Genomic DNA, 25,743 nt, shown 5'->3' on the forward strand with positions numbered 1-25,743 from the left:
CTCCACGTCCGGTGGCGTCTCATCGTGGTACAAGTGCAGGCCCGGCATCAGAATTCAGGCTCCTGAGTCGGGCTGGCCCACGGGTCGGACGCCGGCTGCTGCGATTGCTGCGCGTATCCCTGCGGTGGGTTGGCGTTGAATCCTCCACGCTGCTGCTGGCCGCCCTTCTGCCTGACGTTCGTGACGGCTATGGCGCTGGCGTTGACGTTGCAGCTCGCGGCCAGCTGGCCCTGCTTGTTCTGGTAGCCGTGAAACGCGTTGACCTCGCCGACGACGGTGACCTCCACGATGTTGCTCTGGTCGGCGCGCAATTGGCTGATCTGGTCGAACACGGGGTTGAGGTTCGCGTAGCCGGCAGGCCACACGCTGTAGCTCTGCTCCGGCTGGCTCACCCACTGGCCGTTGCGGTCACGGTAGCCCGGCGTGACGGAGACGCGCAGATACCGTTTGCCGTTGCTGGTCTCCTGCACGCCCCACGCGGTGCCCTGGATGATGATCATGGTCCTGCCCGCCATCGGTCACTCGCCTTCCTTCACGCTGGCCTTCAACTGGCCGAGCACCTTGTCCAATTCCGCTTCGGAGAGGTCGGAGGTCTTGACCACCGTGCGTTCGAGGATCTTCGAGATCGTCTCGCACGCCTCCCCGTCCGATGCCACGCCCAACGCCTGGAAGCGACGGATCATCTCCGCGCGCTTCGTTTCGACCGGGGAGGTTTCAGGCTGCGCTTCCGGCTGCCGCTCCGACTCCTCGACTTCCTCGTCCACGCCCACCTCAACCGGCGCTTCATCGACCGTGGCGTCGGGCAGCGGGTTGAACACGTCGGAATAGTCGGGGGTGCGTTCGTCCGAGGATGCGGCGTCACGGGCCTCCACGCTCACCGGAAGGAACGGGAACGCGCGACGGATCACGGTCTTCTTCGCCATCGCCTCGTAGTCGGACTTCCACGGGCTGACCGACTTGCCGTAGCTCGGGCTGCGCTTCGCGGCGGCCTCGATCTCGTCGGCGTTCATCACCTGGAAGTAATGGCCTCCGTCCTTGAAGTTCGCGATCATGTACACGTGGGTGAGCCTGCCGGGCTTGGCGCACGGCACATGGCGCAGATCCTCGTTCAACCCGTAGTTGTAGGAGAAATCATCGCCCTCGTGCACGGCACGCGCGCTGATGTCCCTGATCTGGCCGGAACGGCGTGCGAGATCGATCATGCCCTTGTATCCGATGATGAGCGTGGCCTCCTTCTGCCGGTGCGCATGTTCTTGTTCCCGTAGCAGGATGTACGCGCGGCCCAAACCGTCCACGTTCGACGGTTCCAGACCCAATGCGGCGCACTTCATGAAGCAGGAGAGCACGCTTTCGACCGAGCAGCTGGCGAGCTGAGGCTCCCGGTTGATGGTGCTCACGTACATCTGGTAGAGGCGCTGCGGGCTGAGGTTGTTGCCGATGACCGCCATGATGCGCGGCCAGCTTTTCTCCAGCAGGTGCCTCATGTTCTGCTGCGGGTTCATCGTCTGCAATTGACGGTTCTGCGCCTGTGCTGCCAACTGTCCCATAATCTCTAGTTCCTTTCCTTCAACTGTTTGAATCTGAACGTCCTGCCCGAACTGGGCTTGACCTCGCGCACATAGCCCTTACGGTGGAACGGCTTGTACGTGGCCTCGAATCCCCGGCATCTGACGCCCGCATGGTCGCCGATGCGGACTATCAATGCCTCCTGCAGGAGTTTCACGTCATCGGCTGCCGCATCGGCGGCCTGCCTCGCATGCTCGTATTCACGCATCAGGCCGGCGAGATCATCGTCATCGTCGGCGACCTCCACGCCTTCCGTGGGCTCCGGATACGCCTTCACGACATCCACGGCCTTCAACCGGGGCATCTCGTCGCGGGTCACGAACCCCCAGAACTCCTCGGCGGCCCTGACCACGGCCCCGATATCGTCCTCGTCACGTTCGAACCTGATCTCGACCGGCTCCGTTTCGCCTATATCCGCGTAGAAGTATCCCCACTGGAAGCCGGTGACGGCCATGTAGTGCGTGACCTGCGCCATGTAATAGTCGGGTGCCTTCAATTCGCCGGTCGCCTCGTCATGCCAGTCGGTGCGGCCACGGTTCGCGTTCGCGGTCTTGATCTCGAGAATTCCCCACGAGTCGGTCGCCTCGTCGTAGATGAAACCGTCAAGCGATGCGTGCATCAGCGGATGCTCCCTCGACACCAGGCTGATGTCGGTGCCGTCCCTCACCACCCATTCCGGGTGGAGTCGGCGGAACCTCTTGCGCAGCTCGCCCTCCAACGCGTTGCCCTTGACGATCGCCCACTTGTCCGAAATATCCTCGGGCGTTTGACGGTTCGTCTTCTCCAGCCACAGCCGGAACGGCGTCGCATACGGGTTGAGGCCGAGAATCGTGCTCATATCGCTGCCGCCGACCCCGAGCGCGCGGAACGCATGCCACGCCCTTTCGCGTTCCTTCCTGGTACGCTGTTTGAACCGGTGTATGTCGAAGCGGCCGGTGGCCTTCGCCGCCATGTCGATGGTCACCTTGTTCATTCCACGTCCTCCCCACCGGCTTCCGCCAGTTCCGTGAGACTCTCCTCCAACGCCTGCATGAGCAGGCTCTCCAACGCGAGCACGCTCGGCGTGACCCGCAGCAGCTCCAGCTTCGGCTGCAGACGAGTAGCCAACCGTTGAACCAGTTCGATATCGCTCATTTCCCCGCCTCCCCGTTCAGGTATTCGAGACGGCTGCACCGGTTGCGTTTGTCCGTCTCCTCGATGTCCTCGCGCCGCCAGCCCACGATCCTGCCGAACTGGCGCACCGGCTCCGGATACGGGCTCTTCATATGCCCGGAGGACCATTTGCTCACCGTCGAATACGACCTATGGCAGTGTTCCGCCAATTCACTGATCGACATCAATGGGGGTAGCGGCGTCGTGGCGGTGCTTCCGCTTGCCATCACGCCACTTCGCTTTCATCGGCTGGAATATGTTCCCTGTCTTCAATGAGGTCCGGGTCTTCGTCGCTCTCGCAGAACACGTTTCGGATGAAGCCGACGACCAGCACATCGTCTCTGAGTCGATAAACGATGCTGAAGTCTTCGCGAAAAGGTTCAAGATCGATGCAGCCGACCTCGGTGCATATGCGCACGGTGCCGTTGGCCAGCATCCTCATGTGGCATACGTTCACGAGGTCAGTCGCCAGCAGCGAAAAATCGTTCCGTTTGGCAACGACCATGTAGGCCGGGCATTCAGGGCGGGCGGATGAAGCCGCCTCGAAGATGTCATCGAAGCCCATCGGCTCCCAATTGCGGGAATAGGTCGTTATCGTGCTTGGCGTCATGGTATCCTCCTTGTTGAAACCTGTTTTGTTTCAGCCCCGTGCCAGCGGGGCTTTTCTGTTTGTTGAACCTTGCGATTCGTGGACGGCGAGGGAATCGCACCCTCTCCCGACGTTTGCCACGCGTCATGACCCGCGTGATCTGCGTACCGGGGGCAACTTGCTACCGCCCTTAGCGGCGGGAACGGAACACAACCGACCCGAAATGCGTTCCCGCCATTGATATGGACTGTTCAGTTATCACGAGGGTTTATACGGTTTCCCTTCCGCCGCCCGCCATGAGGAAAGTAAGGAAAAGACATGGCGGGCAAGACTGTTTATTCGTCATCGTCCAGCGCGTCGGCCGTGAACAGGCAGACCAGGCGCAATGGGACGAAACCCAAACCCACCAATGCAGCCAGACCGTTGCCGAGCGGGTGAGCGCAACCGTCATGCGACAGCAGCCAGATGACGCACACCGCCAGCACGATCAGCCACAGCACCAGCCGGGGCATGAAGCCGTGCGGCAGCTCGTCCGGCCCGGGCCTTCTGAATCCACTGGCGTGACGCCCGTAATCAAACGTGTTCATAAGTCGCTTTCTCCGCGTAGGTCGCCCCTGGGTCTGTACTCCCTGTCCGGTCTCGTTGTGAGGGGTTTTGAAACCTTCTCGCCACACGGCCGACCTCGCGATTGAAGTCCTTTAATTCGTTGACGACCCCCGCGACGCCCGAACCACCAATCGGCGTCGCGGCATTAATATTTCGACCACTCATCATTCCGTCTCCTTGGCGAGCGCCGTATTGCCTGCGCGGCTAGAATCCGTGTTATGGATTGGAGTATCTTCTGGACCGCTTTCGGTGCCATCGGCGGTGCGGTCGGTGCCATCGGCGGGGTAACCGGCATCGTCGCCCTGTTCCAGACGCGCGAAGCCAACCAGCTCATGAAGGATGCGAACGACACTGCGGAAGAAGCAAACCGCGTCGCCGCCGAATCCCTCAAGACCGCGCAGACCGCCAACCAGTTGGCAGGTCATGCGAACCAGATAGGAGAACAAGCGAACCTTATCGCCCAACGGGCGCTCACGGCTGGCTTGGATCAGACCGTCTACCATTGGACGGCTCAATACGATGCCGAAGGTTCCGTTCTCCGTGTCGTCAATGATTGCGGACTCGACGCACGTGACGTTCATGTCATAGTCCATCATGAGGGCGAGGTCGTAGCGGAAGGGCATGCCGCCCTGATATCCGCAGTCGGCGTACTCGAGCTCGATGCGCCGCTCATGCTCGACGAGTTGCGTAAGGACGCCCGTGGGTACGGCGATGGGTTTTACGGCACTCCGAGGGTCAAGGTGTCCATCAGTGTCACATGGGTCAGTGAGTTCGGGGTGCACCGCAGCCTGGAAAGCGAGCAGGGCTTCGGCTATACGAAGCGAACGAAAATCCTCTCTTAACATCACTCCACCCCCTCACCGGCGAGCGCCGGAGATTTCACTCGAACGAGGCTGCTCACGGTTTTTCTAGTCAGCTTTGCAATTCGGCTGAGTTCGATGACGTCAAAAGGTGCCGTCTCGGGGTGATTGAGATGGCGAGAGAGCGTGGTTCGAGGGATACCTGTTCTTTCAGCCACAGTCGAAATGCTCAGATTTGCCCCATCAAGCGCCTTCGCGACATTCTCGGCAACGCTCTTGCTGTATTCCAAAGTGTTCATATGGTTCATAGTACTGACCATATAGTCACTGTCAAGAACAACACGCCGACCATATGGTCAGTGCTGCATTTCCAAAAGTGGTATAAACTGCCCATATGGACATGAATGAAGCAACATCTAAAGCCATTGCCGCAGAACGGTCTGCCGCGCATTTGACCATCAAAGAGCTTGCCAAAAAAGCAAACCTGAATGAACGCACATTGATTCGTCTGCTTCAAAATGAACGCAATATTAATGTCATTCAGCTTGCCCAGCTTGCGGAAGTCTTTGGAGTCTACCCGCATGAATTAATTGAATCCGCCGAAAGATTTATCGAACGTTCCGAACGCGGCCCGGTCTCATTAGATACGGATTCCGGCGAGCGCCCCTCCGTTGATATCGATGATCTTTCCGACCGTATCGCGGCGCACCCCGAACAGTTTGATCTCGCGTCGAACATCGACCCCCATAAGGAGGACGAGATGAACACGCCAAGGGAGTAGGCCATGGATTATTGGACACTCGAGCATGAGGCGCGTTCCCTCGGCATCCACGTAAGGGAACGCCAGCTCCAACCCAACGTGTGCGGCCGCTATTACGAGGCTGCGCGGCTCATCCTCATAGATGAGGAGCTGCCCGACTACGGGAAGACGTGCACGCTCGCCCATGAGCTCGTGCACGCCAGGCATCACGACCCCGGTTGCGGGGCAGGCTACCGGAAGGCCGAATCGCGGGCGAGGAGGGAGACCGCGCTGATGCTCGTCAACCCGGTCGAATACGCGTTGGCCGAACGGCTTTACGACGGCGACTCCTATCTCATCGCCTGCGAACTCGGCCTCACCGTCCAGGTCGTCAACGATTACAAGAAACTACTGCACGACTCACTTTAGTAAACACCTCTTGACTTGAATTAGTAAATAGGTATAGACTATAACTATGAAGAGAAAAGACCTCGAAAAGCGAATCCACCGACTCGCCAAGGACAACGGACTCACCGACATCTGGGAGGAAGGCGGCAACCACAGCAAGGTCACCGTCGGCAACGCCCAGGCCACCGTGCCACGCCACGGCGAGATCAACGAGCTCACCGCCAAAGGCATCCTGCGACACATCGAAAGGAACATGAAATGAGCAGCCAACCCGTCAACGCCACCGCCGTCTGCACCCGCAGCGGCGGCTGGTGGGCCGTCGAAGTACCGGAAATCCCCGGCCTGTTCACCCAGGCCCGCCGCCTCGACCAGGTCGAGGAACAGGTACGCGACGCAGCCGAAATGCTCGACGTCACAATCGGCACCGTGACCATCGACCCCCAACTGGACGAGACCACCCGACGCATGGTCGAACTCCTCTACACCAAACGCGACGAAGCCCGCAAGGCGCAGGACGATGCGTCGAAGCTCGCACGCAGCACCGTCGCCACGCTCCGCTCCGAAGGCCTCACCGTCCGCGACGTGGCCATGGTCACCGGAGTCAGCCCCCAACGGGTCAGCGCACTCCAGGACGCCTGAAAACGAAAAACGTCCTGTACTCCGCGCCAACGGAGCACAGGACGAGCCGGGAAGTGCGCCAACACTCAGCTCCGGCAGTTGAAGAATCCGCAAAGTTCAAAGAAAGGAGGATGCTTCGCGTCTCATCATACCGTGGGAATCGCGGCGGTGCGGGCGAAGCACACCCGAAAATGGCCACCGTTTTAACCGACTACAGGATTCGGTGCCTGTTCTGGTACGCAGAAATTGACGGACGAGGCATGAGCATCGTCGCCGTCGATGGTGACTCTGAATTGGTAGTCGCCGGGGGAAAGCGGCATACCGTTGGCGAAGTCGAGCGTATTCATAGAACGTCCGCCGACATGGTTCTTCTGTTCGAGATTCAGCCCGGTCACACTTTCGACGGTAATGATATTAGCGACGCGGACCGGTTGCGGAACAGGCCCCGCCAGTTCAACAACAGCGCCAGAAGCGTCACGCAGCGAATATTCCACGGTCATCTCGCACGGGCACAGACCGCCGGGTATACGAATTTCAGCGAATACGGAGAACCGGGTGGTGAGGCCGTTCGGAGTCAGAGGTATAATTCCACCGCCTACGCCGACAAGGTTGGCCTTGCCTCCATTGTCCACATTCGCATAATCGGCGATGGTCAGATTGATTACAGCCTGTTCGGATACATCGCTCATAATTTACGCAGCCACGACCTTCCGGGTCTTCGTTTCGACGGACGCAACACGCGTGGAAAGAGGCCGCTGCGTCGGAATAGTCACATCAGCTTTAGGCCCTGGATTGAACAGCACGATATTGTCGGAAAGAATCTTGGCCCCATCGTCGGTGTATTCGATGATACTGGTCGGCTGATTATCGTTGAAATAGAAATCCACGCCTTCCCAAACGTTTTTGCGGGTTTCGGCGAACGTGTCGCCGGCGGCGGAGAATCCGGGCATGTCATCAGATTCGGCCCACCATACGCCGTCTTCCCTGTGATAGGTGATGTTCACCTGTCGTGTATCCATGTTACGCCTCTTCATTTCTGCCCGAGGATACTACGAATCTCCTCTTCGGATAATCCGACGTCCTTCACCAGTGTCTTCTTCACCAATCCTGGCGGAACGGTCTGCCCGTCATGGAAGGCAAAGGTCAACGGTGGACGACCCTCCGCCTTCATTCTTTTATGCGAACCACTCGCGCGGTCGATCCCGTATCCCAGACCGCGAAGGATACGGAACAGGTCCGAGGCCTTCATCGATGGGTAGACGATCGGCATGCGCGATTGCCTTTCGGTTGGGTCAATTCAGCAACAGTCCCATTAAATCACATTAAAACCGGTTAAAACGTGAATCTTTCATAATAAGCAGGTGAAAATCATGGCCACCATAGTCAAATACCAGACCAGCAATGGCGAAACCAGATACATGGTGCGCTACCGGAAGCCGGACGGCTCGCAGACCAAACAGCGTGGTTTCAAAAGGAAAATCGACGCCACCAACTGGGCGGCCGAACACGTGACCACCGCCAAGGCCAAAGGCATATACATCGACCCGCAGGCCGGCAAAATCACGGTCGGCGAACTGGCCGACGCGTGGCTGGCCAAAAAGAAGCTCGGCACCAAACCCAGCTACTACGACGATCTTGAAGACTCATGGAACAAGTGGGTGAAACCAGAATGGGGAAGCATCCCAGTCGCGGCGGTCACCCGCGAGAAGGCACAGCAATGGGCGGCGAAGATAAGCCAAGGCACCAAGGGCGTGGGCGAGAACGGCCATGAGATATGGGTGGAGAAGCCGAAAAGCGCGAGCGTCGTGCTCCGGGCGCACGGCATACTAGCCGGGATACTCGATGATGCGAAAGCCGACCGGCGTATCCCCGACAACCCGGTGCGAGGCATCGAACTGCCACGCAAGGCCAGATCCAAACACACGTATCTGACCGTCGAGCAATTGTATGCGCTGGCCGCCGCATGCACCACGCTCCAACGCAGCATCCTCGTATTGACGTTGGGGCTCACAGGTCTCAGATGGGGTGAATGCGTAGGGCTCACGGTCGCGGACATCGATTTCACCGCGCATCGCATCGACGTGAACAAGAGCGCCACCCAAGTACGACGCCGCATGATAATCGGAACCCCGAAGACCTGGGAGATGCGCAGGATCATGTACCCCGACGCGTTGGAACCGCTGCTGCGCCAACTCTGCGAGGGGAAACGTCCGGAGAATCTGCTGTTCCCGGATCCAACCACCAAGGACGGTTACACGCATCAGCCGCATTCGCCGAAATCGGACGACCGCAGCTGGTACGCGAAGGCGTGCATCAGAGCCGAGGTGCCGCGTCTCACCGTGCATGATCTAAGGCATACGGCGGCGAGCCTCATGGTCAAGTCCGGCGCGAACGTGAAGGCCGTGCAGCATCAGCTCGGCCATAAGAGCGCGGCCATGACGTTGGACGTGTACGCCGACCTGTTCGCCGATGACCTGGACGAACTGTCGGAGCGCATGGGGGAGCTGCTGCTACGTGAAGGTGTGCCCAAAATGTGCCCAAACGATGTTTCCGAAGCTGCGTAATTCAAGCGGCAGTAGGACTCTCGGGTTTTACCGTCGCGGGTTCAAATCCCGCTGGTCCGACGATTTAGCTCGGAATATCAACGATTCCGAGCTTTTTCTTTTTGTCCTGCCAGGCATGATTTCAATGGCCTTAGGCCACAGGTAATGTGCGTTCTAGGGTTCCGTACCCCCCTATATATGAGGAACTATCACCCCGATAAACGCATCAATCACCCTATGTTCACCATAAAACCACCTCTTTATTAGGCTTGTTGCGCCACATTCCATCGATTCAAGCGATAGACTTGTGCCTTGTAGTTTTGATGAAAGGGACCTGAATGACCGAACAGAACGATGGCACTCAGCTCAGTAACGGGGGAGTGGACTCCAACACTGACATCACTGCCGCTACTTCCGTCAATCCCTCAGCTGTCAAGAATACCGATGAAGCAATTTTCGAGCATTCGGCAGCCAAGATGCGTGAACAGGGCATGACCGAAACAGCCATCAACCAATTCCACCATCTATTCGATGTTTGGCGTCGGGAAGAAGCCTCCAGTTGGATTCGCGAGGATGATGTCGAACCGCTGGAACGGGTACCCAGCTTCCACGATGTTTATGAGACCATCAACCATGATAAGGCCGTGGATGCTTTCGCAAAGACAGCGTTCCTGAAGCTCAACGGTGGCCTTGGCACCTCGATGGGTCTCGAATGTGCCAAGTCGTTGCTCCCCGTACGTCGTCATAAGGCCAAGCAGATGCGATTTATCGACATCATCATCGGCCAGGTGCTTACCGCACGCACCCGTTTGAATGTCGAACTTCCATTGACCTTCATGAATTCCTTCCGCACCTCAGCGGATACCATGAAGGTGCTGAAGCATAATCGCAAGTTCGAGCAGACCGAAATTCCGATGGAAATCATCCAGCATCAGGAGCCAAAGCTTGTGGCCGCGACCGGTGAGCCGGTGAGCTTCCCTGAGAATCCCGATTTGGAATGGTGCCCACCCGGACACGGTGACCTGTTCTCCACCATTTGGGAATCAGGCCTTCTGGATGTGTTGGAAGAGCATGGCTTCGAGTACCTGTTCATCTCCAACTCGGATAACCTTGGTGCTCGTCCTTCACGCACGTTGGCGCAGCACTTCGAAAACACTGGAGCACCATTCATGGCCGAGGTGGCCATACGCACTCCAGCAGACCGTAAGGGCGGCCATATCGTACGCGATAAGAAGACCGGCCGCTTAATGTTGCGTGAAATGAGCCAGGTGCACCCGGACGATAAGGCTGCGGCACAGGACATCACCAAGCATCCGTATTTCAATACGAATTCGATTTGGATTCGTATCGATGCGCTGAAAGCCAAGCTCGCTGAATACAATGGCGTGTTGCCGTTGCCAGTTATTCGCAACAAGAAGACCGTCGATCCCACCAACTCGGATTCGGAACAGGTTATCCAGTTGGAAACTGCTATGGGAGCGGCAATTGGACTGTTCAACGGTGCCATTTGCGTACAGGTTGATCGTATGCGCTTCCTGCCTGTAAAGACCACTAATGATTTGTTCATTATGCGTTCCGATCGCTTCCATCTGACCGATAGCTATGAGATGGAGGACGGTAATTACATCTTCCCGAATGTCGAGCTGGACCCGCGCTTCTACAAGAACATCCATGATTTCGACGAGCGTTTCCCCTATGCAGTACCATCATTGGCTGCTGCAAATTCGGTAACAATCAAGGGCGACTGGACATTCGGCCGTGATGTGATCATGTTCGCTGATGCCAAACTTGAAGATAAGGAAGAGCCGAGCTACGTGCCGAACGGTGAATATGTTGGCCCGCAAGGCATCGAACCGGATGATTGGGTGTGATTTCACCGCAAAATTTCAAGAAATTTAACGGCCCCGACAAAAAAGGGCCGTTAAATTTTGCGAAATGACGCATATCATGGAAAAAAGCCTCTAAGATAGAGGAAGTGCGAATAACAATCGCACACTTATAAAGAAACAATAACTATACGTGAGGACTAATGGCAGAAGGTACAAGCGGGCGTCGGCGTTTTTCCGACAAGTGGGGCAAGCACGAGCTAGACGTACTGGCTGTGTTGTCATCCGCATTCCCGCAATGGCTGACTTCTCGCCAAATTGCGCAGCGAGTCAAGGCATATGCGGACTCCTATGGGGAGCTTGCCGATCAGGCAGCCAAGGCTGCATTTGCCAAGCAATTCCAGCGTGATCGCGCCAAGCTTGCGGCTATGGGAATCGCCATTGAATCAAGGCAACCTGAATATTCTTCCAAGTCTGAAGGTCAGGATTTCGCATCCTATCGCCTTCAACTAGGTGATGAACCTCGTATCCGGCTCATGTTTGAACCAGAAGACATGCCCGTGCTTGCTGCAGCCAATTATTTGGCTCGCTCTATGGCCATCTCTTCTGAACCTGACCAGTCGCAGGTCGCACAGCGCGCATCACGTACTACACCTCGTGTGCCGCAAACGCCGATCCCAGGACTGGGCTTGGATTCCATTGCACCCGGCTTAGGAACGCAGCATATTCCTGACTCTTTGGTCAAGGTCATTGATTCGCGTCGTTTCGCGGCCACTGTAGACGTGGATGGCGAACATCTGAATGTGGCATACACGGATTCCGATGATTTGGCCATGTATGTGCTTGAACATCCGGGCGCCACTATCGTCAGCCCGCAGGAAGCTGTGGATGCCTACCATCGTCGTCTGCATGCCGCCAGCCAGTTCACGCTTGCGGATGAATCCGCTGGCCCTGTCAGCGCTTCCGTGGTATCGCCTTCCATTAGCCGTGATGTCAGCGAACCCGGTGATCCTGAATCGATTAAGGCTCAGAACAAGAAGAACGGCTCTGCATTCCAGACCGGCAGTGAAGTGGACCGCCGTCTGAGGTTGATGCTGTTCCTTTCCGCTCACCTCGGGGAAGAATTCTCGATGAGCGAACTGGCTGTACGATTTATCGGCAAGCCGAAGAATGATGATGAGCTGAAGAAATTCGTCAACATCATTCATAAGGACATCAACACTCTCACCACGGTGTCTGACGACGGCGAAATGGCCGGTAGCCAGTTCTTTGATATCGATTGGCCACTGCTGGATGCCGAAGGCATTGTTTCCGCCACGAATTCGCTGGGATTGGAACGTCTGGCTGGCATCTCGCCGCAGTATCTCAGTATGCTGACCGCTTCAGTCAGCTACTTGGCTCACTCACCATTGCTGCCTGATAAGCAGCGTGCACAGGCCGAATCATTGTGCACGCGCCTCCGCCGCCATGTCAGCCCCGGTCAGACCCCGTGGCTGAGCTTGACCGGTTATGAATTGGAACCGCGTAGCTTCTCCGTAGTCAAGCGTGCAATCAACACTGATTCGCTGCTTGATATGGAATACACCGATGGTACTGGTCGTACACGCCGCAAGCTCGTTGCTCCTGCCAAGATTTTTATCGATGAAGGCGTCTACTACGCGGCCGTCTATACTGACGTTGGCGCGGCAGCTCCTAAGGAGAAGAAGGCTTACGTCTCTAAGGACAAGACCATCGATAAGGCGAATGGCAAGCCTCGCACATGGCAGGTCTTGCGTCTGGCACGCATCGAAAAGGCCGAAGTGGTGAAACCCACAAAGACCATCGATGTGCCGAACATGCCTGTCAGTGAATTGCGCAAATGGAGTTTCGATAATGGTACCGAAGCGGTATTCATTACCGATCAAACGGATTTGCCATTTATTAAGACTCTGCCGGGAGCCACTGTAGAGCAGTGCGGAGCAGGGGAGAAGGTGCATCTGACTGTATCTTCTGATTCCTGGTTCGTGGCATTCTGCATCGCTCATGCGCGCCATATCACGGCGGTCGCACCAGATACGCTTCGTACGATGATTATCGCTCGAGCGGAGCGAGAACTCAGCTTGAGCGCAGATAAGTAAGGAGCTTCCATGCCTTGGTGGATATGGCTGGTGCTGGCGTTGTTCATGCTGGCCATGATCATCGCCGGACTAGTGTATGCCGGAGTGCATGGCATGCATGCATTACGAGATGTGAGTGAAATCGGCGGACAACTCGGAGAGAAGTTCGCCGAAATGAACGATACGGACGGTGATGATTGTGTTATGGCGCCCGTATCGTTCACACAACCTTTGAGCGCGGCGCAGGATCGATATGCGGACGCTCATGCGGAGGTCATCAAGCGTAAGGCAGCCAAGCGGGAACGCCATATCCAGGCGTGGAATAGGTGGAAGCGGTTCAACAACTAGTCAACTACTAGGCGGAAGACATTATGGCACGTCACCATCATCAGAAGAATGAAGCATCAACAACGCTGAGTCCTTCGCAACGGTACGCATCATTCCAAAAGGTCAAGCAGCGCAGAGCATCGATTGCAGCACGGTTTGCCGCAACGCTGCCCTTTGATTTAGACGATTTCCAAACCGAAGCCAATGAGGCATTGGAACAAGGCAGCAATGTACTGGTTGCAGCGCCTACCGGTGCCGGTAAAACAGTGGTAGCTGACTTTGCCATATATCTTGCTCAGGAACGTAATGTCAAAGCGTTCTACACCACTCCCATTAAGGCGCTAAGCAACCAGAAATACCATGATTTGGTGGAGATTTATGGCCAGGATAAGGTAGGCCTGCTCACTGGAGATACCTCTATCAATTCCGAAGCGGATATCGTGGTGATGACCACTGAAGTGCTCCGCAACATGATTTATGAGCGTTCAACAACCTTGACGGCATTGCGCTATGTGATTTTGGATGAGGTGCATTATCTCGCCGACCGCTTCCGTGGGCCGGTTTGGGAAGAGGTTATCATCCATTTGCCGCAAACGGTGAGAATCGTTGGCCTATCGGCCACCGTATCCAATGTGGAAGATTTCTCGAACTGGATTTCCTCGGTTCGCGGAGACACCAAACTGGTTATCAGCGAGCATCGTCCGGTGCCGCTTGAACAGCATGTTATTGTGCAGGCTGATGATCATACCGAACCTGAGGTCCTTGATTTATACCGCAGGGATGGCAACGGTCAGCAGACCACCAAGCTCAATCCGGAACTCATCAATACGCTGGATAGATTTGACCGCAAGGCGGCACGACGCCGCGGTGAACAGCGTCCAGACAAGCGTAAAGGGTTCAAGGGGAAAGGCCCGAAAGGCCATATGCCCAAACCGCAGCGTCATACGCCTCGCCGCTGGGCGGTAGTCGATGAGTTGAATTTCCTCGGCATGCTTCCAGGTATTTACTTCATCTTCTCTCGTAATGGCTGCGATCAAGCTGTGGAACAGTGCATCAATGCTGGTCTGGAGCTCACCACCGATGAGGAAGCGGTTAAGATTCGCCGCATCGTAGATGAAATGGTGTCTGGGCAACTGAGTCAAGAGGATTTGAAGGCCCTTCATTTCTCGAGGTTCCGTTTTGCTCTGGAAGAAGGTTTTGCCTCACATCATGCCGGTATGATTGCTTTATTCCGCCAGATTGTCGAACGGCTCTTTGAAGAGGGGCTCGTCAAAATGGTGTTCGCCACTGAGACACTGGCTTTGGGTATCAATATGCCAGCGCGTTGCGTGGTGGTGGAAAAGCTCGAGAAGTTCAATGGAACCGGCCATGTGGCACTTACGCCAGGAGAGTTCACTCAGCTCACTGGCCGTGCTGGCAGACGTGGCATCGATACGATTGGCCATGCCATTGTGGTTGATCATCAGGACTTCGTACCTGCTACTGCAGCAGCACTGTCATCCAAGCGTGTTTACCCGTTGCACTCCAGTTTCCGGCCAACATTCAATATGGCTGTGAATCTGCTGAACACCAGCGATTATGAGACCGCACGCGTCACGTTGGATCAATCATTCGCGCAATGGGAAGCCAACGAATCGGCATGGCAGCTCGAATCGCAAATCACCACATTGAAGAACGCTTTGGAAGGCTATGAACAGGCGTTCCAATGCAATCATGGTGATTTCAAGGAATTCATGACCATTCGCATGCAGTTAAGCGAGGTTGAAAAAGAAGGACGCCGCAAACTCAAGCATGAAATATTCCTCACCGAGCAGGATCGTACCCATGCGTTCCAACAACTCGATGAGAAAATCAGTACGCTGCGCAAAGCCGAACGTGAGCATCCTTGCCGTAATTGCCCGGACCTTCAGCAGCATCTCAAGTGGGGTCATCGGTGGGCGCGAGAGACACGAGAACTCGCACGAGTACAGAATCGTTATGATTCACGCACCGGTTCCGTGGCAAGACAATTCGATCATATATGCGATATCCTGTGCCAGCTTGGTTATTTGGATAAGCATGAGCATGATTCAGGCCATATCGATATGACGCTTACGGATAAAGGCCGACTGCTGCGTCGAATCTACAGTGAGCATGACCTCGAATTATGCGAAGCGTTGTTGGCGGGAACGTTCAACAAACTCGACGCTCGAGGATTCGCCGCCGTACTGTCCAGTCTTGTCTATGAATCACGCCGAGGTTCACAAGGGGAACCCCGCCATTATCCAGGTGGCATTTCCGGTAGGATTGCGATCGCCTCGTCACAACTTAAAGGCATATGCGCTGACATCGATATGTTGTGCGAGGATCACGGTCTTGATGAAATGCAGCAACCTGACTGCGGCATCGTCGATATCATGTACGAGTGGGCAGATGGTGGATCACTGGCATCCTGCTTGTACGGCACCGACATGACCGGCGGTGATTTTGTGCGTACCGCAAAACGTCTGGCTGATGTACTTCAACAGGTTGCCGTTGCAGGATCGTTGCCTATGGATGGGGGAGATGCACTGCAAGACATCGCCCATGAGGCAGCGGACCGTGTCAATCGAGGAATTGTCTCCTATTCCGGAGTTGAATAATCAGCTGAATCATCGGTACGGGAATAGGTACCAAGTCCGAACTGTTGCGTACAGTAGTACGGTTACTGAAATTGCAAGGAGGATGCCAATATGGCAGAACGTAGCCTTAGGGGTATGAGCATCGGAGCGAAGTCGCTGGAATCCGACGATAATGTGGATTTCGCCGCAAGGAACGATGTGGCATACGTGTGCCCGAAGGGTCACCGTACCATCTTGCCGTTCGCTGAAGGCGCTGAAGTGCCGGATGAGTGGGAATGCCGTTGTGGTTCCGTGGCACATCGCGAAGGCGATGATGACCGTGAAGCTGACGAGATCAGCAAGCCGAGCCGTACGCATTGGGATATGCTGCTGGAACGCCGCAGTGAGGAAGAACTTGCCAAGCTGCTCGAGAAGCGTCTGCAAATGCACCGTGACGGTTGGATTCCTGATTACGAGTGATGATTTGCTCCTAATTTCACGGAGCAAGTTGAACAACACGTAAACTTATGCCCAGTCAAAGCGACTGGGCATAATCATTGCTGGACATGTTGCTCATACTGCTGGATACAGCATCGGCAACGCACATCTCAAGAAAGAAAACAGGGGAGTACCTTCATGGCACAGCATCCGAGGAATGTGGTTCTGCTTGATCTCGATGGCACGCTGACTAAGTCTGATGGCGGTATCATCGCATCCGTTGTTAAGACGTTTGAAGCGCTGGGTCGCCCTGTACCGGACGACGCTGAGCTGAAGCGATTCATCGGACCTGCCATTATCGAATCCCTGGCACGTAACCATGTGCCGGCCGACGAGCTCGACCATGCAGTCGACATCTACCGCAGCTATTACGCGGATAAAGCCGTATTCGACGATCCGAATGAGCCTGGCAACAAGGTGCCCGGCCGCTTGGTGAATGTGGTATTCCCAGGTATCCGCGAGCAGCTTCTGAAGCTTCGCGAGGACGGCTATTATCTAGCATTGGCCAGCTGCAAGCCTGAATACCAGTGCATTCCGATTTGCGAGCATTTCCACCTGACCGAATTGCTCGATGGCATTTACGGCGCGTCCAAAGACAACACTCGTCTCGACAAGGATCAGGTTATCCGTTATTGCTTCGACAAGATTGGCTTTGACCCGGCACAGGGGGATAAAGCCGTGATGATCGGCGACCGTTATACCGATATCGATGGTGCCCGTGCTTGTGGGTTGGACACTATTGGATGCCGTTGGGGTTATGCGCCGGAAGGTGAAATGGAAGAACACGGCGTCTACGAAATCATTGAGACGACTGATCAGCTCGAAGATGCAGTGAACCGTTACTTCGCTTCACACTGATTGACCTTATTGGAATTTGACGCTGGAGGGTATTGTATCTGCAGATACAATACCCTCCAGCTACTTGTGAAGTAAGTCCGATACGGGAGTGACTCTCATCTCAGAAGATAAAAGTACAATCCAATCTGACATAACGTACATTATCGGCTATTTTGCCATATCGTCATTCTTATGGACGGCAACGCCAAGTTGCCGATCCATTTCGGTTTCCATCGCATTATGTGCTTGCACATACATGACCACAATCTCAAGCATCACCAAAACAATAATGATGATAGCCGCGGCCAAAGCATTCATTTCATAGAAATCGCGAACATCAACATCCATATAACCAGCGGTCAACGCATATACGGGAAACGGCACAATTGCCATAACAAACGACACAACATGCAGCATCACCATGTTCCAGCTGACCGGATATACAGGCGGACGTTTGCTACGTGGCATAAATAAATGACCTCGCATAATGGTCACGCAAATGATGTTGAATGCTAGTACGGCTGCGATAATCCACAGCAATGCCGGCAGTAATTCGACAAACATCGTCATATCGTCTCCATGTTGTCTAGTTCAGTCAGTTCATATTGGTACATCAGTTTTGCGCGGATAAAGAAAGACGATTTGCTGATATGCTCAACAAATCGTCCAAATAATTTTCGACGGCTAAGCCATTTCGCGTTGCAGTCTGCGCGCTTCAAGTTTTTTGCGCATACGCATTGCGGTCAGCTCATCAATCGGCCGATTAGTGCTGATTTTCACCGACTGCGCTTCCAAATCGACATAATCCTCGTGCTCTAATGCGGCCTCAATCTGATGCCACAGCGAGCCTACAGACACTGCGAACACAGCTTTGCCGCTTTGCAGCAACTCGAGCATTTGCTCGCTCGTAGTGCACTCGTGCACATGCTGGCCATCGCACATGATGGTCACATTCGCCAGCTGATCACTGCTTCGCTGGATAAGGAATCCTATGGCAGCCGTGACATTCTGCAGATTGACTCCGGCATCAAGAAGCCTTTTGGATACAGCAAGAATGACCACATCTTTGAATGAATATAATCGGCGTGATCCTGAACCATGCGACGGTGTTATTGATGGCTCAACAATCTGTTTGCGAGCCCAATAATCAAGCTGACGATAGGTGATACCGGCTACTTTAGACGCAACAGTACCTCGATAGCCGCGTTTCACCTCTTGCTCATCAGCAGTGGAGAACAACTCCCCCTGAATCGCTTCATCGTTCAAGTTCTCACGCTCCTCGAGCGGAATATGAAGATGCAGTCCGGTGGCTCCCATCGCACACTCCTTACCTACACTGGCCTGAACTGTGGATTACCATTGCTCAGACCAGTGTAAGTTCATCGGAGGGTCCGCTTAGTGAGAAATAACAGCGGATTTAGTGAAGAATACAAGTCGGAATTTGCCGATCATGATTTCGTCGCCGTTCTTCAGCACGGCCTGATCGACACGCTGACGATTCACATAGGTACCGTTCAGACTGCCTGCATCGATAACGGAGAACTGTCCGTTGACGCGGCGGAATACTGCGTGCTGGCGGGAAACCGTGGAATCATCCAGAAGAATATCCGCACGAGGATCACGACCAACGGTAATCTCATCCTCGTCAAGCAGATAACGGGAACCGGAAACCGCTCCCCTGGTGGAAATCAGCAGTGCCGTTCCCTCAGCCAAACGGGTGATCGTATCCAGATCCTCCTGGGTCAGGGGACGGTCGCCAGTGGAGGTAACGGGCAATACATTAATAGCAGGCAAACCGATAATGGTGGTTTCGCCTGCGCTTGGAATCGGATCAGTCATAACTCCTCATTCTACCGTCTTCGCGTACTTATTTTGCGTAGCTTCGCGTACTTCGTCAATGATGATGTTATCCGAGGATTGTACATCGACGCTGGAACCATATTTAACCTGAAGCTGAGCTCCAACACCGCCTGCGATATCGACCGCGTTGGAGAGCTCCTGTGGGTTGCCGATGGCTTTAACCACAAACGGCGGTTTGATGGTCGTACCGTCACAAATCAGTCCGTCATCGGTATCTTGAATGTATGTGGATGCCACTACGCGAACACTGTTGATGGCCATAACCTCAGCACCGGCGTTACGAAGCTCTTCAATGAGATTGAACATAATCGATGCATCAACCTTAGCTTCGGTGCCTCTGCTGATGGTAACGGTCACTCCCCTGCCGCGCGCCGGCAATCTGCCGGAAATCAAACCGCTTGTTTCCTCATTCTGCTTGGCGATTTTGCGAGCCTGCTCCTGCTCGTTCGCAGCAGATTTCAAAGAATTCAGCTGATTGGACAATTGCGTTTTGCGCTGCTCAAGATTGGAAATCTGAGTGTTTGATTCGTTGAGCAAACGCACAAGTTCGTTTTCATCCAACGTTTCATACGTGGATTTGCTGTTATTGATCTGGCTCATGTATGCAAAGCCCAATAATGCGCACATGAGCATGACCAGAATAGAGGAAATAAGGCGGGAGCGGTTGGAATGCGCGTTCAAATCCCTGCGAGGCTTTTTGCGCACTTTGGGGAATGAACCGGTTTCCATCCGGTCGTTAACCTTGTCTTGGGCATGCTGGTCGTGCAGCTTCTCCAGCATGTTATCCGAGCGTGATCTACGTGCCATCGTCAGCCTCTAAAGATAAAGCGCCTGATGGCGGACACGTTGGAGAAGATGCGGATGCCCAGTACCACGATGACTGCGGTCTGCAGCTGAGAGCCTACGCCCAACTGATTGCCCAGGAACACCAACAGTGTTGCGGTGATGACGTTGGCAAGGAAGGAGATAACAAACACGCGGTCTGAGAAGCTCCGTTCAAAGTAAGCACGAGCGGCGCCGAGCAATGCGTCCAATGCGGCGACCACCATAATCGGCAAGTAGGGCTGCATCACCACAGGGATGTCCGGCTTAACGAACACGCCGACGACAACACCGATAATCAGACCTAGAACGGCTGCCATCACTTATTCCTCTCTGCATACTGGATATCACCAGACACTGCTGCTTCAAGTGTAATCGAATTCGATGTACTTACCTGTGGGTAGATACCGGCTTTTTTGAATGAATCGTAAAGGCTTTTGAGTTTCTTCTGCCCCATTTGTTCCGCCAATACGTTTTTGTCGCCTATGGCTTCAATGCTGTAGGGGCTTTCGATGGCGGTCATGCCAATCAGAATATGGCCTCCTGCTTTGCGAATGGAGGTTTGCGCGCCGATACGGTTACCGTTGATGGCTATTGCTTCGGCACCATTGCTGAACATGAGCGACACCAACTGTTGGAGATCAAGGTCGGTGATGACTCGAATATTGCTGGTTGTGCCAACGCGAGTTGAGGTGGACTGATCGGATTGGCTGGCTGCGATCGGATCAGCCAGCGTCATGGTAATGCCTGGGCCGGTGACTCGCACAGTGCCGTTAACCATTTCATCCTGCAGCAATGTACTGCTCTTCACATTGCCGGATATTTTCTTCGATTGGTTGTCGACCTGAGTTTTTAGCTCATTCACATCGCCAGTAAGCTGCTGAATTTGATCATTACGATCTTCAAGCTGACTCACCAGAGTCTGCCGTACCTGTTTACGTGGATCTGATTGCAGCTGCTGCACGAAAAGACTGCCCGCGAAACCCACGCCAACACAAATCACAAAAACAATGATGCGATTGAACCAAATGGAAAAAGCGGAACGATGCTCATGAACCAATCGGGAGTCCGAGAACATCGGGTCCATTGGACGATTGACCAAATCGTCAATCAACCGCAGCGAATCGTCATCGGTCTTACGCCGGCGGCGAGTACGAATGGCGGCTGCGTCATCGTGCGCTAACGCATGATGGGAATCTATGCCGGATATGGAGGATGAGAAAATGGCGCGACGATGCACCGGCGCGTTATCCTCTGATACAGGAAACGAGACCGGCGCAACGGAATCAAGCGCCATACTTCTCCCCCAGTTCCTTACGCAACAATTCAATGCCCTGGCGGGTGTAGATGTATCCGGCGAGCCAGTACATGGCGATACCCCAAACGCCGGCGGCAAGAGCGGCCAAATACAGCGTATGGAAGAACGGGTTGGAACCCAAATCAGCCACAATCAGTGCAACGATGGAAATCATAAGCAGAGCTGTACCGGCTTTGCCGACGAAATGCACCGGCAGCGGACCGTAGTCATACTGGGCAAGCCATATAACCTGAATTGCCATCCATAAATCGCGCAGGCCTACCACAATCAGCATCCACATAGGAATGATGTTGGCAATGCCCAAAGCCAGAATCGAGCATATAATCAGCAGGCGATCGGCCAGAGGATCGAGAATCTGGCCAATCTTGCTCACCTGATTGAATTTACGAGCGATAATGCCGTCCACACCATCGGATGCCGAAGAAATGGCGATGAGTGCCAATGCTTCTACCATGCTATGGCGTGAAATCAGTGCTGTGATAAATGGAATCGAAATGATTCGTAATGCACTGATCAGATTCGGAATCGTGAAATAGATATCACGGGCTTCCGGACTGTACTGCTTATCGGTGTTCTGTTGGGTCATAACGGCTTTACAGTTTAGATGCGTGATGCTTGCAATGCAGTGACGATAATGCCTCGTGCGCCGACTTCATACAAATCATCCATAAGCTGGTTGACCTTGGCCTTGGGCACCATGACGCGTACAGCGTTCCACTGCTTATCATGCAGAGGAGAAATGGTCGGGCTTTCGAAGCCTGGAGTGACAGCCACTGCGGCGGCGACCTTGCTTACCGGAATGTCATAGTCCATCAGCACATACTGGTGTGCGGTGAGCACGCCCTGAAGTCGGCGGGTGAGCACTGCCAGGCGCGGATCCTTCTCGTCCAGACGCGGAGAACGAATAAGGCAGGCCTCGGAATGCATCAATGGTTCGGAGAACACACGCAGACCGGCGTTGCGCAACGTGGTGCCAGTGGAGACCACATCGGCAATCAAATCAGCCACGCCCAGCTGAACGGAAGATTCCACAGCACCATCCAAGTGAATGGTTTCGGCTTCAACACCGTGCTCCACCAGATAATCATGAACCAGCTTGTCGAACGTGGTGCCCACACGCTTGCCCTGAATATCCTCCAACGTGGAAATAGGAGAATCGTTCGGAGCTGCAAAACGGAAAGTTGAGGCTCCGAAGCCGAGCGGCATATGTTCAAGTGCCTCGGTACCGGAGTTCTTCAGCAAATCTTCTCCAGTGATGCCCACATCGATGGCACCACGGCCGACGTATACGGCGATGTCAAGCGGACGCAGGTAGAACAGTTCAATATCGTTGTCGAGATCCTGCACCACAAGCTGACGCGGATTGGTACGCAGACGATACCCTGCTTCGGCGAGCATATTCCATGCCGGCTCGGACAGCATTCCCTTGTTGGGTACGGCGATTCTCAGCATGACTACTCCTCTCCCCTATTGGGAGTTGTTGTTGGTTGGTGATGAAGTGTTGCGCTAATCGGTCCAAAGACCAACAGGCCCGGCATTACGCGCCGGGCCTTGAAAGGTCACAGGTGCTTGTAGACATCCTCAAGGGTGAGGCCGTGCTTGATCATCATGACCTGCACATGGTAGAGAAGCTGGCTCATCTCCTCAGCAGTACGGTCAGCACCTTCGTATTCGGCGGCCATCCAGGTTTCGCCAGCCTCTTCGATAATCTTCTTACCGATGAAGTGGGTGCCCTTGTCGAGCTCATCGACAGTCAGAGAACCTTCAGGACGGGTCTTGGCTTTTTCGGAAAGTTCAGCGAACAGGGATTCAAACGTCTTCATAATGCAATGTCCTTTATGGAAGCCTATGGCTAGGCGACCTTGTTAATTTCAGTCCTTGTAAGCGGCTTCGGCCTTGGCGCGGATATCATCGATGGCCTGTGCCGGGCTCTCGGCACCGTACACGGCGGAACCGGCCACGAGCACATCAGCGCCTGCCTCAGCCACGATATGAGCGGTCTTGGGGCTCACGCCACCATCGACCTGGATACGGGTCTTCAGACCGCGGCGAGTGATTTCGTCACGCAGACGGCGAACCTTGGCCATCTGGTTGTCCAGGAACTTCTGACCACCGAAGCCGGGCTCAACGGTCATGACAAGAATCATGTCAAACTCATCGAGGATGTCGAAAATCGGCTCTACCGGTTCAGCTGGGCGAACGGCGAAGCAGGCCTTGCAGCCCATGTCGCGCAGCTGGCGAGCCAGACGAACCGGGGCATGGGTGGCACCCATGTGGAAGGAGACGGATGCGGCGCCGAGCTTGGCATATTCCGGAGCCCAACGATCGGGATCCTCAATCATCAGGTGTACGTCAACCGGCAGATCGGTAACCTGGCAGATGCGGCCAACGATAGGCTCGCCAAGAGTCAGGTTCGGCACGAAATGATGATCCATAACGTCAACGTGAACCAGGTCAGCGTTGGAGATGGCCTTGAGGTCACGCTCAAGGTTGCAGAAGTCGGCGGACAGAATGCTGGGTGCGATTGCGATCTTGCTCATGGTTCCTTACCTTATCTTTGTAATGGGACTTGGTTGTACTATTTTCCACGTTTTTCTTGTTACTTGCGCTTCTTCTGAGCGTCTCGCTCTTCCTGAATGCGCTGGCGCTCAAGCTCATCGGCGGTGACGGCGGCAAGGCGTTGCGCCTGCACTTTGGAATCAGGCCCATACTGGTAGAGCACCACGAAAAGCACACAGCCGATGATGAAGACAATGATTGCCGTCCACACATTGGTTCTCAGACCCAGAATAACCGTCGAATAGTTGATACGCACGTTCTCAATCCAAGTACGGCCGAGCCCATACCACATCAGGTACATGGCGAATTGCTGGCCAGCCTTAAGACGGTCATACAACTTGGAGCCGATGTAGATGATGAGTGCTGCGCCAATGAGGTTCCAAATCATTTCATAGAGGAAAGTGGGGTGGAACAGCGTTGTCTTGTAATCCGGGCACTGTGAGCCGTTGTAGCAGATTTCGGATTTGCCGATGGCATCGGCATCATTGAGCTTCAGCCCCCACGGCAGATTTGTGGGCCAACCGTACAGTTCTTGGTTGAACCAGTTGCCCAGTCGACCGATAGCTTGCGCCACGGGCAATGCCGGAGCGATGGCGTCCGCAAAAATGGCGAATGGGTAATGCTTGTGACGGCACCACAGGAATGCGGCCAACGTGCCTACGGAGATGCCTCCGAAGATGGCCATACCGCCTTCCCACACCTTGACGAGATTGATGAGATTGCCCGTAGGGGGGAAGTAATCGTACGGCGTGGTAATGCAATGGTAGAGGCGCGCCCCCACCAAAGCGCAGGGTACGGTGACCAATGTGGTATCGAGAATCTGGTCGAAAGTACCGCCATAGCGCTTCCAACGCTTGGTCAAAATCCATACGGCCACGCAAATACCCACCAGAATGCAAATGGCGTACATGTGGATGGTGACCGGACCAATCTTGAACTGTGAGAAGGTTGGTGAAGGAATATAAGCCAGATTCATGATGCCTCGTGTTGTACCGTATTCATTTGCTCGTGTCTGCCGAGTCACTACCCTACTGCGTCATGGACGAAACAAGGTAGTGACTCGCCAAAAAGTTCATCGAGCGTTATGAATGCCCTCAGCAAGTTCCTCGCTCTTGGCGGCGAGCAGCTTCAAACCTTCAGCGGTATCGCGAGCAGTCTTGTTATCGTCCGCAAGCAGCGTGTGCACCAAAGCGGAGCCGACAATCACACCATCAGCGTAAGAGCCGACCTTGGCCCCTTGTTCGGCGGTGGACACACCGATGCCCACGCACACGTTTTTGGCGCCGGCCTTGCGGGTACGCTCCACGAGTACTTCTGGGGATGCATCGATGGTGGAGCGTTCGCCGGTGACGCCCATGCGGGCTGCAGCGTAGACAAAGCCACGAGCGTTGCGGGCTACCGTTTGCAGACGGTTGTCCGCGGAATCCGGAGAGACCAGGAAGATACGATCCAGGCCGTGGCGATCAGAGGCTTCAATCCACTCCCCCGCTTCATCCGGAATCAAATCCGGGGTGATGAGACCGGCACCACCGGCGTTCTCAAAATCGGTGGCGAATCGTTCGACGCCATAGTGGTAGATGAGGTTCCAGTAGCTCATAATCAGCGGCACACCGCCTGCATTGGCCACAGTCTCCACGGCTTCGAACACACGCTTGATGGTCTCGCCGTTCTTCAAGGCGATGGAGGATGCGGCCTGAATCACCGGACCGTCCATCACCGGGTCAGAGTAGGGCAAACCAATTTCCACGGCGTCAACGCCATGCTCAACCATCGTTTTGAGCGCGTCTAGAGATACTTCCGGGTCGGGGAATCCATACGGCAGATAGCCGATGAAGGCGGGCTTGTTCTGGGCCTTGAACTTGGTGAACATTGCCTCGGTCTGGCTGGGCTTGTGGCTGATGCCCAGCGGCTGGCCGGATGGCGTGGTTGCTGTATTGGTCATATCAAAAATCTCCTTCTGACCTCCCTGGCTCCCCTCTGGAGGGGAGCTGCCGGCGAAG

The 25,743-nt window shown here is 54.8% G+C and carries 35 protein-coding genes; 12 read left to right on the forward strand and 23 right to left on the reverse strand.

The features are described 5' to 3' along the window. Nucleotides 1-47: 47 nt before the first annotated feature. The 7 genes from BISA_RS07415 to BISA_RS07440 all read right to left on the reverse strand — a co-directional run bounded on the left by BISA_RS07415 (nucleotide 48) and on the right by BISA_RS07440 (nucleotide 3,894). Complete coding sequence (locus BISA_RS07415) at nucleotides 48-515, reverse strand: hypothetical protein (RefSeq protein ID WP_033891097.1); 468 nt, start codon at nucleotides 513-515, stop codon at nucleotides 48-50. 3 nt (nucleotides 516-518) lie between these two features. After that, entirely contained in the window at nucleotides 519-1,547 is a 1,029-nt protein-coding gene (locus BISA_RS07420) for a recombinase RecT (RefSeq protein WP_081890058.1), read from the reverse strand. 5 nt (nucleotides 1,548-1,552) lie between these two features. Beyond that, nucleotides 1,553-2,539, reverse strand: coding sequence for a YqaJ viral recombinase family nuclease (locus tag BISA_RS07425; protein ID WP_033891099.1), 987 nt, complete (start codon nucleotides 2,537-2,539; stop codon nucleotides 1,553-1,555). Further along, entirely contained in the window at nucleotides 2,536-2,700 is a 165-nt protein-coding gene (locus tag BISA_RS12880; RefSeq protein WP_156099592.1) for a hypothetical protein, read from the reverse strand. The genes BISA_RS07425 and BISA_RS12880 overlap by 4 nt, the downstream gene beginning before the upstream one ends. Further along, nucleotides 2,697-2,945 carry a helix-turn-helix transcriptional regulator gene (locus BISA_RS07430; protein WP_033891100.1) on the reverse strand — a complete coding sequence of 83 codons (249 nt, stop codon included), beginning with the start codon at nucleotides 2,943-2,945 and terminating at the stop codon, nucleotides 2,697-2,699. The genes BISA_RS12880 and BISA_RS07430 overlap by 4 nt, the downstream gene beginning before the upstream one ends. After that, nucleotides 2,945-3,328, reverse strand: coding sequence for a hypothetical protein (locus tag BISA_RS07435; protein ID WP_033891102.1), 384 nt, complete (start codon nucleotides 3,326-3,328; stop codon nucleotides 2,945-2,947). Before BISA_RS07435 ends, BISA_RS07430 begins: the two co-directional genes overlap by 1 nt. A 314-nt stretch (nucleotides 3,329-3,642) precedes the next feature. Further along, nucleotides 3,643-3,894, reverse strand: a complete 252-nt coding sequence (locus BISA_RS07440; RefSeq protein WP_033891104.1) for a hypothetical protein — start codon at nucleotides 3,892-3,894, stop codon at nucleotides 3,643-3,645. A gap of 237 nt (nucleotides 3,895-4,131) precedes the next feature. Here BISA_RS07440 and BISA_RS07450 point away from each other — a divergent pair, with 237 nt between their 5' ends. Next, nucleotides 4,132-4,755, forward strand: a complete 624-nt coding sequence (locus tag BISA_RS07450) for a hypothetical protein (RefSeq protein ID WP_033891107.1) — start codon at nucleotides 4,132-4,134, stop codon at nucleotides 4,753-4,755. A gap of 2 nt (nucleotides 4,756-4,757) precedes the next feature. Here BISA_RS07450 and BISA_RS07455 read toward each other — a convergent pair whose 3' ends face one another. Next, complete coding sequence (locus BISA_RS07455) at nucleotides 4,758-5,012, reverse strand: helix-turn-helix domain-containing protein (RefSeq protein ID WP_033891108.1); 255 nt, start codon at nucleotides 5,010-5,012, stop codon at nucleotides 4,758-4,760. A 95-nt stretch (nucleotides 5,013-5,107) separates the two neighbouring features. Between BISA_RS07455 and BISA_RS07460 the strand changes: the two genes are divergently transcribed. The 4 genes from BISA_RS07460 to BISA_RS07475 are packed head-to-tail and all read left to right on the forward strand — an operon-like array spanning nucleotide 5,108 to nucleotide 6,499. Further along, nucleotides 5,108-5,494 (forward strand): helix-turn-helix transcriptional regulator, encoded by a 387-nt coding sequence (locus tag BISA_RS07460; RefSeq protein WP_033891109.1) that lies wholly within the window; start codon nucleotides 5,108-5,110, stop codon nucleotides 5,492-5,494. A gap of 3 nt (nucleotides 5,495-5,497) precedes the next feature. Next, on the forward strand, nucleotides 5,498-5,881 hold the full coding sequence (locus tag BISA_RS07465; RefSeq protein WP_033891110.1) for an ImmA/IrrE family metallo-endopeptidase: 384 nt from the start codon (nucleotides 5,498-5,500) through the stop codon (nucleotides 5,879-5,881). A 46-nt stretch (nucleotides 5,882-5,927) separates the two neighbouring features. Continuing rightward, nucleotides 5,928-6,122: a hypothetical protein gene (locus BISA_RS07470; RefSeq protein WP_033891111.1), complete on the forward strand. Its 195-nt coding sequence runs from the start codon at nucleotides 5,928-5,930 to the stop codon at nucleotides 6,120-6,122. Continuing rightward, nucleotides 6,119-6,499 (forward strand): type II toxin-antitoxin system HicB family antitoxin, encoded by a 381-nt coding sequence (locus tag BISA_RS07475; RefSeq protein WP_033891113.1) that lies wholly within the window; start codon nucleotides 6,119-6,121, stop codon nucleotides 6,497-6,499. The genes BISA_RS07470 and BISA_RS07475 overlap by 4 nt, the downstream gene beginning before the upstream one ends. A gap of 182 nt (nucleotides 6,500-6,681) precedes the next feature. Here BISA_RS07475 and BISA_RS07480 read toward each other — a convergent pair whose 3' ends face one another. From BISA_RS07480 to BISA_RS07490, 3 genes are read right to left on the reverse strand one after another with little or no spacing between them, the layout of a single operon-like run. Next, a complete protein-coding gene (locus BISA_RS07480) occupies nucleotides 6,682-7,167 on the reverse strand; it encodes a hypothetical protein (RefSeq protein ID WP_033891114.1) in 486 nt (161 codons plus the stop codon). A 3-nt stretch (nucleotides 7,168-7,170) separates the two neighbouring features. Further along, nucleotides 7,171-7,497: a type II toxin-antitoxin system HicB family antitoxin gene (locus BISA_RS07485; RefSeq protein ID WP_033891116.1), complete on the reverse strand. Its 327-nt coding sequence runs from the start codon at nucleotides 7,495-7,497 to the stop codon at nucleotides 7,171-7,173. An 11-nt stretch (nucleotides 7,498-7,508) separates the two neighbouring features. Beyond that, nucleotides 7,509-7,748 carry a type II toxin-antitoxin system HicA family toxin gene (locus tag BISA_RS07490; RefSeq protein WP_033891117.1) on the reverse strand — a complete coding sequence of 80 codons (240 nt, stop codon included), beginning with the start codon at nucleotides 7,746-7,748 and terminating at the stop codon, nucleotides 7,509-7,511. A gap of 100 nt (nucleotides 7,749-7,848) precedes the next feature. Between BISA_RS07490 and BISA_RS07495 the strand changes: the two genes are divergently transcribed. The 7 genes from BISA_RS07495 to BISA_RS07525 all read left to right on the forward strand — a co-directional run bounded on the left by BISA_RS07495 (nucleotide 7,849) and on the right by BISA_RS07525 (nucleotide 17,205). Further along, entirely contained in the window at nucleotides 7,849-9,042 is a 1,194-nt protein-coding gene (locus tag BISA_RS07495) for a tyrosine-type recombinase/integrase (protein WP_033891118.1), read from the forward strand. A 317-nt stretch (nucleotides 9,043-9,359) separates the two neighbouring features. Continuing rightward, on the forward strand, nucleotides 9,360-10,892 hold the full coding sequence (locus tag BISA_RS07500) for a UTP--glucose-1-phosphate uridylyltransferase (RefSeq protein ID WP_193349262.1): 1,533 nt from the start codon (nucleotides 9,360-9,362) through the stop codon (nucleotides 10,890-10,892). A 158-nt stretch (nucleotides 10,893-11,050) separates the two neighbouring features. Further along, nucleotides 11,051-12,964, forward strand: a complete 1,914-nt coding sequence (locus BISA_RS07505) for a helix-turn-helix transcriptional regulator (RefSeq protein WP_033891119.1) — start codon at nucleotides 11,051-11,053, stop codon at nucleotides 12,962-12,964. Nucleotides 12,965-12,973: 9 nt separating this feature from the next. Next, complete coding sequence (locus tag BISA_RS07510; protein WP_033891120.1) at nucleotides 12,974-13,291, forward strand: hypothetical protein; 318 nt, start codon at nucleotides 12,974-12,976, stop codon at nucleotides 13,289-13,291. A 23-nt stretch (nucleotides 13,292-13,314) separates the two neighbouring features. After that, nucleotides 13,315-15,891 carry a DEAD/DEAH box helicase gene (locus tag BISA_RS07515; protein ID WP_033891121.1) on the forward strand — a complete coding sequence of 859 codons (2,577 nt, stop codon included), beginning with the start codon at nucleotides 13,315-13,317 and terminating at the stop codon, nucleotides 15,889-15,891. Between the two features lie 90 nt (nucleotides 15,892-15,981). Beyond that, a complete protein-coding gene (locus tag BISA_RS07520; RefSeq protein ID WP_033891122.1) occupies nucleotides 15,982-16,329 on the forward strand; it encodes an RNA polymerase-binding protein RbpA in 348 nt (115 codons plus the stop codon). A 156-nt stretch (nucleotides 16,330-16,485) separates the two neighbouring features. Beyond that, nucleotides 16,486-17,205 carry an HAD hydrolase-like protein gene (locus BISA_RS07525; RefSeq protein WP_033891123.1) on the forward strand — a complete coding sequence of 240 codons (720 nt, stop codon included), beginning with the start codon at nucleotides 16,486-16,488 and terminating at the stop codon, nucleotides 17,203-17,205. 147 nt (nucleotides 17,206-17,352) lie between these two features. On the opposite strand, the gene BISA_RS07530 is transcribed toward BISA_RS07525, so the two are convergent. The 12 genes from BISA_RS07530 to trpA all read right to left on the reverse strand — a co-directional run bounded on the left by BISA_RS07530 (nucleotide 17,353) and on the right by trpA (nucleotide 25,685). Further along, nucleotides 17,353-17,754 carry a hypothetical protein gene (locus BISA_RS07530; RefSeq protein WP_033891125.1) on the reverse strand — a complete coding sequence of 134 codons (402 nt, stop codon included), beginning with the start codon at nucleotides 17,752-17,754 and terminating at the stop codon, nucleotides 17,353-17,355. Between the two features lie 114 nt (nucleotides 17,755-17,868). Further along, nucleotides 17,869-18,501 carry a MerR family transcriptional regulator gene (locus BISA_RS07535; protein ID WP_033891127.1) on the reverse strand — a complete coding sequence of 211 codons (633 nt, stop codon included), beginning with the start codon at nucleotides 18,499-18,501 and terminating at the stop codon, nucleotides 17,869-17,871. Nucleotides 18,502-18,579: 78 nt separating this feature from the next. Continuing rightward, a complete protein-coding gene (locus BISA_RS07540) occupies nucleotides 18,580-19,023 on the reverse strand; it encodes an FHA domain-containing protein (protein ID WP_033891128.1) in 444 nt (147 codons plus the stop codon). Nucleotides 19,024-19,029: 6 nt separating this feature from the next. Next, nucleotides 19,030-19,851, reverse strand: coding sequence for a DUF881 domain-containing protein (locus BISA_RS07545; protein ID WP_033891130.1), 822 nt, complete (start codon nucleotides 19,849-19,851; stop codon nucleotides 19,030-19,032). A 2-nt stretch (nucleotides 19,852-19,853) separates the two neighbouring features. Continuing rightward, nucleotides 19,854-20,186, reverse strand: a complete 333-nt coding sequence (locus BISA_RS07550; protein WP_033891131.1) for a small basic family protein — start codon at nucleotides 20,184-20,186, stop codon at nucleotides 19,854-19,856. Then, nucleotides 20,186-21,163 (reverse strand): DUF881 domain-containing protein, encoded by a 978-nt coding sequence (locus BISA_RS07555; protein WP_033891132.1) that lies wholly within the window; start codon nucleotides 21,161-21,163, stop codon nucleotides 20,186-20,188. The genes BISA_RS07550 and BISA_RS07555 overlap by 1 nt, the downstream gene beginning before the upstream one ends. Beyond that, a complete protein-coding gene (locus BISA_RS07560; RefSeq protein WP_033891133.1) occupies nucleotides 21,153-21,770 on the reverse strand; it encodes a CDP-alcohol phosphatidyltransferase family protein in 618 nt (205 codons plus the stop codon). The genes BISA_RS07555 and BISA_RS07560 overlap by 11 nt, the downstream gene beginning before the upstream one ends. A gap of 14 nt (nucleotides 21,771-21,784) precedes the next feature. Next, nucleotides 21,785-22,636: an ATP phosphoribosyltransferase gene (hisG, locus tag BISA_RS07565; RefSeq protein WP_033891134.1), complete on the reverse strand. Its 852-nt coding sequence runs from the start codon at nucleotides 22,634-22,636 to the stop codon at nucleotides 21,785-21,787. A 107-nt stretch (nucleotides 22,637-22,743) separates the two neighbouring features. Then, complete coding sequence (locus BISA_RS07570; RefSeq protein ID WP_033891135.1) at nucleotides 22,744-23,007, reverse strand: phosphoribosyl-ATP diphosphatase; 264 nt, start codon at nucleotides 23,005-23,007, stop codon at nucleotides 22,744-22,746. A gap of 48 nt (nucleotides 23,008-23,055) precedes the next feature. Beyond that, nucleotides 23,056-23,724 (reverse strand): ribulose-phosphate 3-epimerase, encoded by a 669-nt coding sequence (rpe, locus tag BISA_RS07575; RefSeq protein ID WP_033891136.1) that lies wholly within the window; start codon nucleotides 23,722-23,724, stop codon nucleotides 23,056-23,058. Between the two features lie 59 nt (nucleotides 23,725-23,783). After that, a complete protein-coding gene (gene lgt, locus BISA_RS07580; RefSeq protein WP_033891137.1) occupies nucleotides 23,784-24,719 on the reverse strand; it encodes a prolipoprotein diacylglyceryl transferase in 936 nt (311 codons plus the stop codon). 96 nt (nucleotides 24,720-24,815) lie between these two features. Continuing rightward, nucleotides 24,816-25,685: a tryptophan synthase subunit alpha gene (gene trpA, locus BISA_RS07585; RefSeq protein ID WP_033891138.1), complete on the reverse strand. Its 870-nt coding sequence runs from the start codon at nucleotides 25,683-25,685 to the stop codon at nucleotides 24,816-24,818. Nucleotides 25,686-25,743: the final 58 nt, after the last annotated feature.

Origin of the sequence: Bifidobacterium saguini DSM 23967 (assembly GCF_000741715.1) — a bacterium.
Classification (GTDB): Bacteria; Actinomycetota; Actinomycetes; order Actinomycetales; family Bifidobacteriaceae; genus Bifidobacterium; species Bifidobacterium saguini.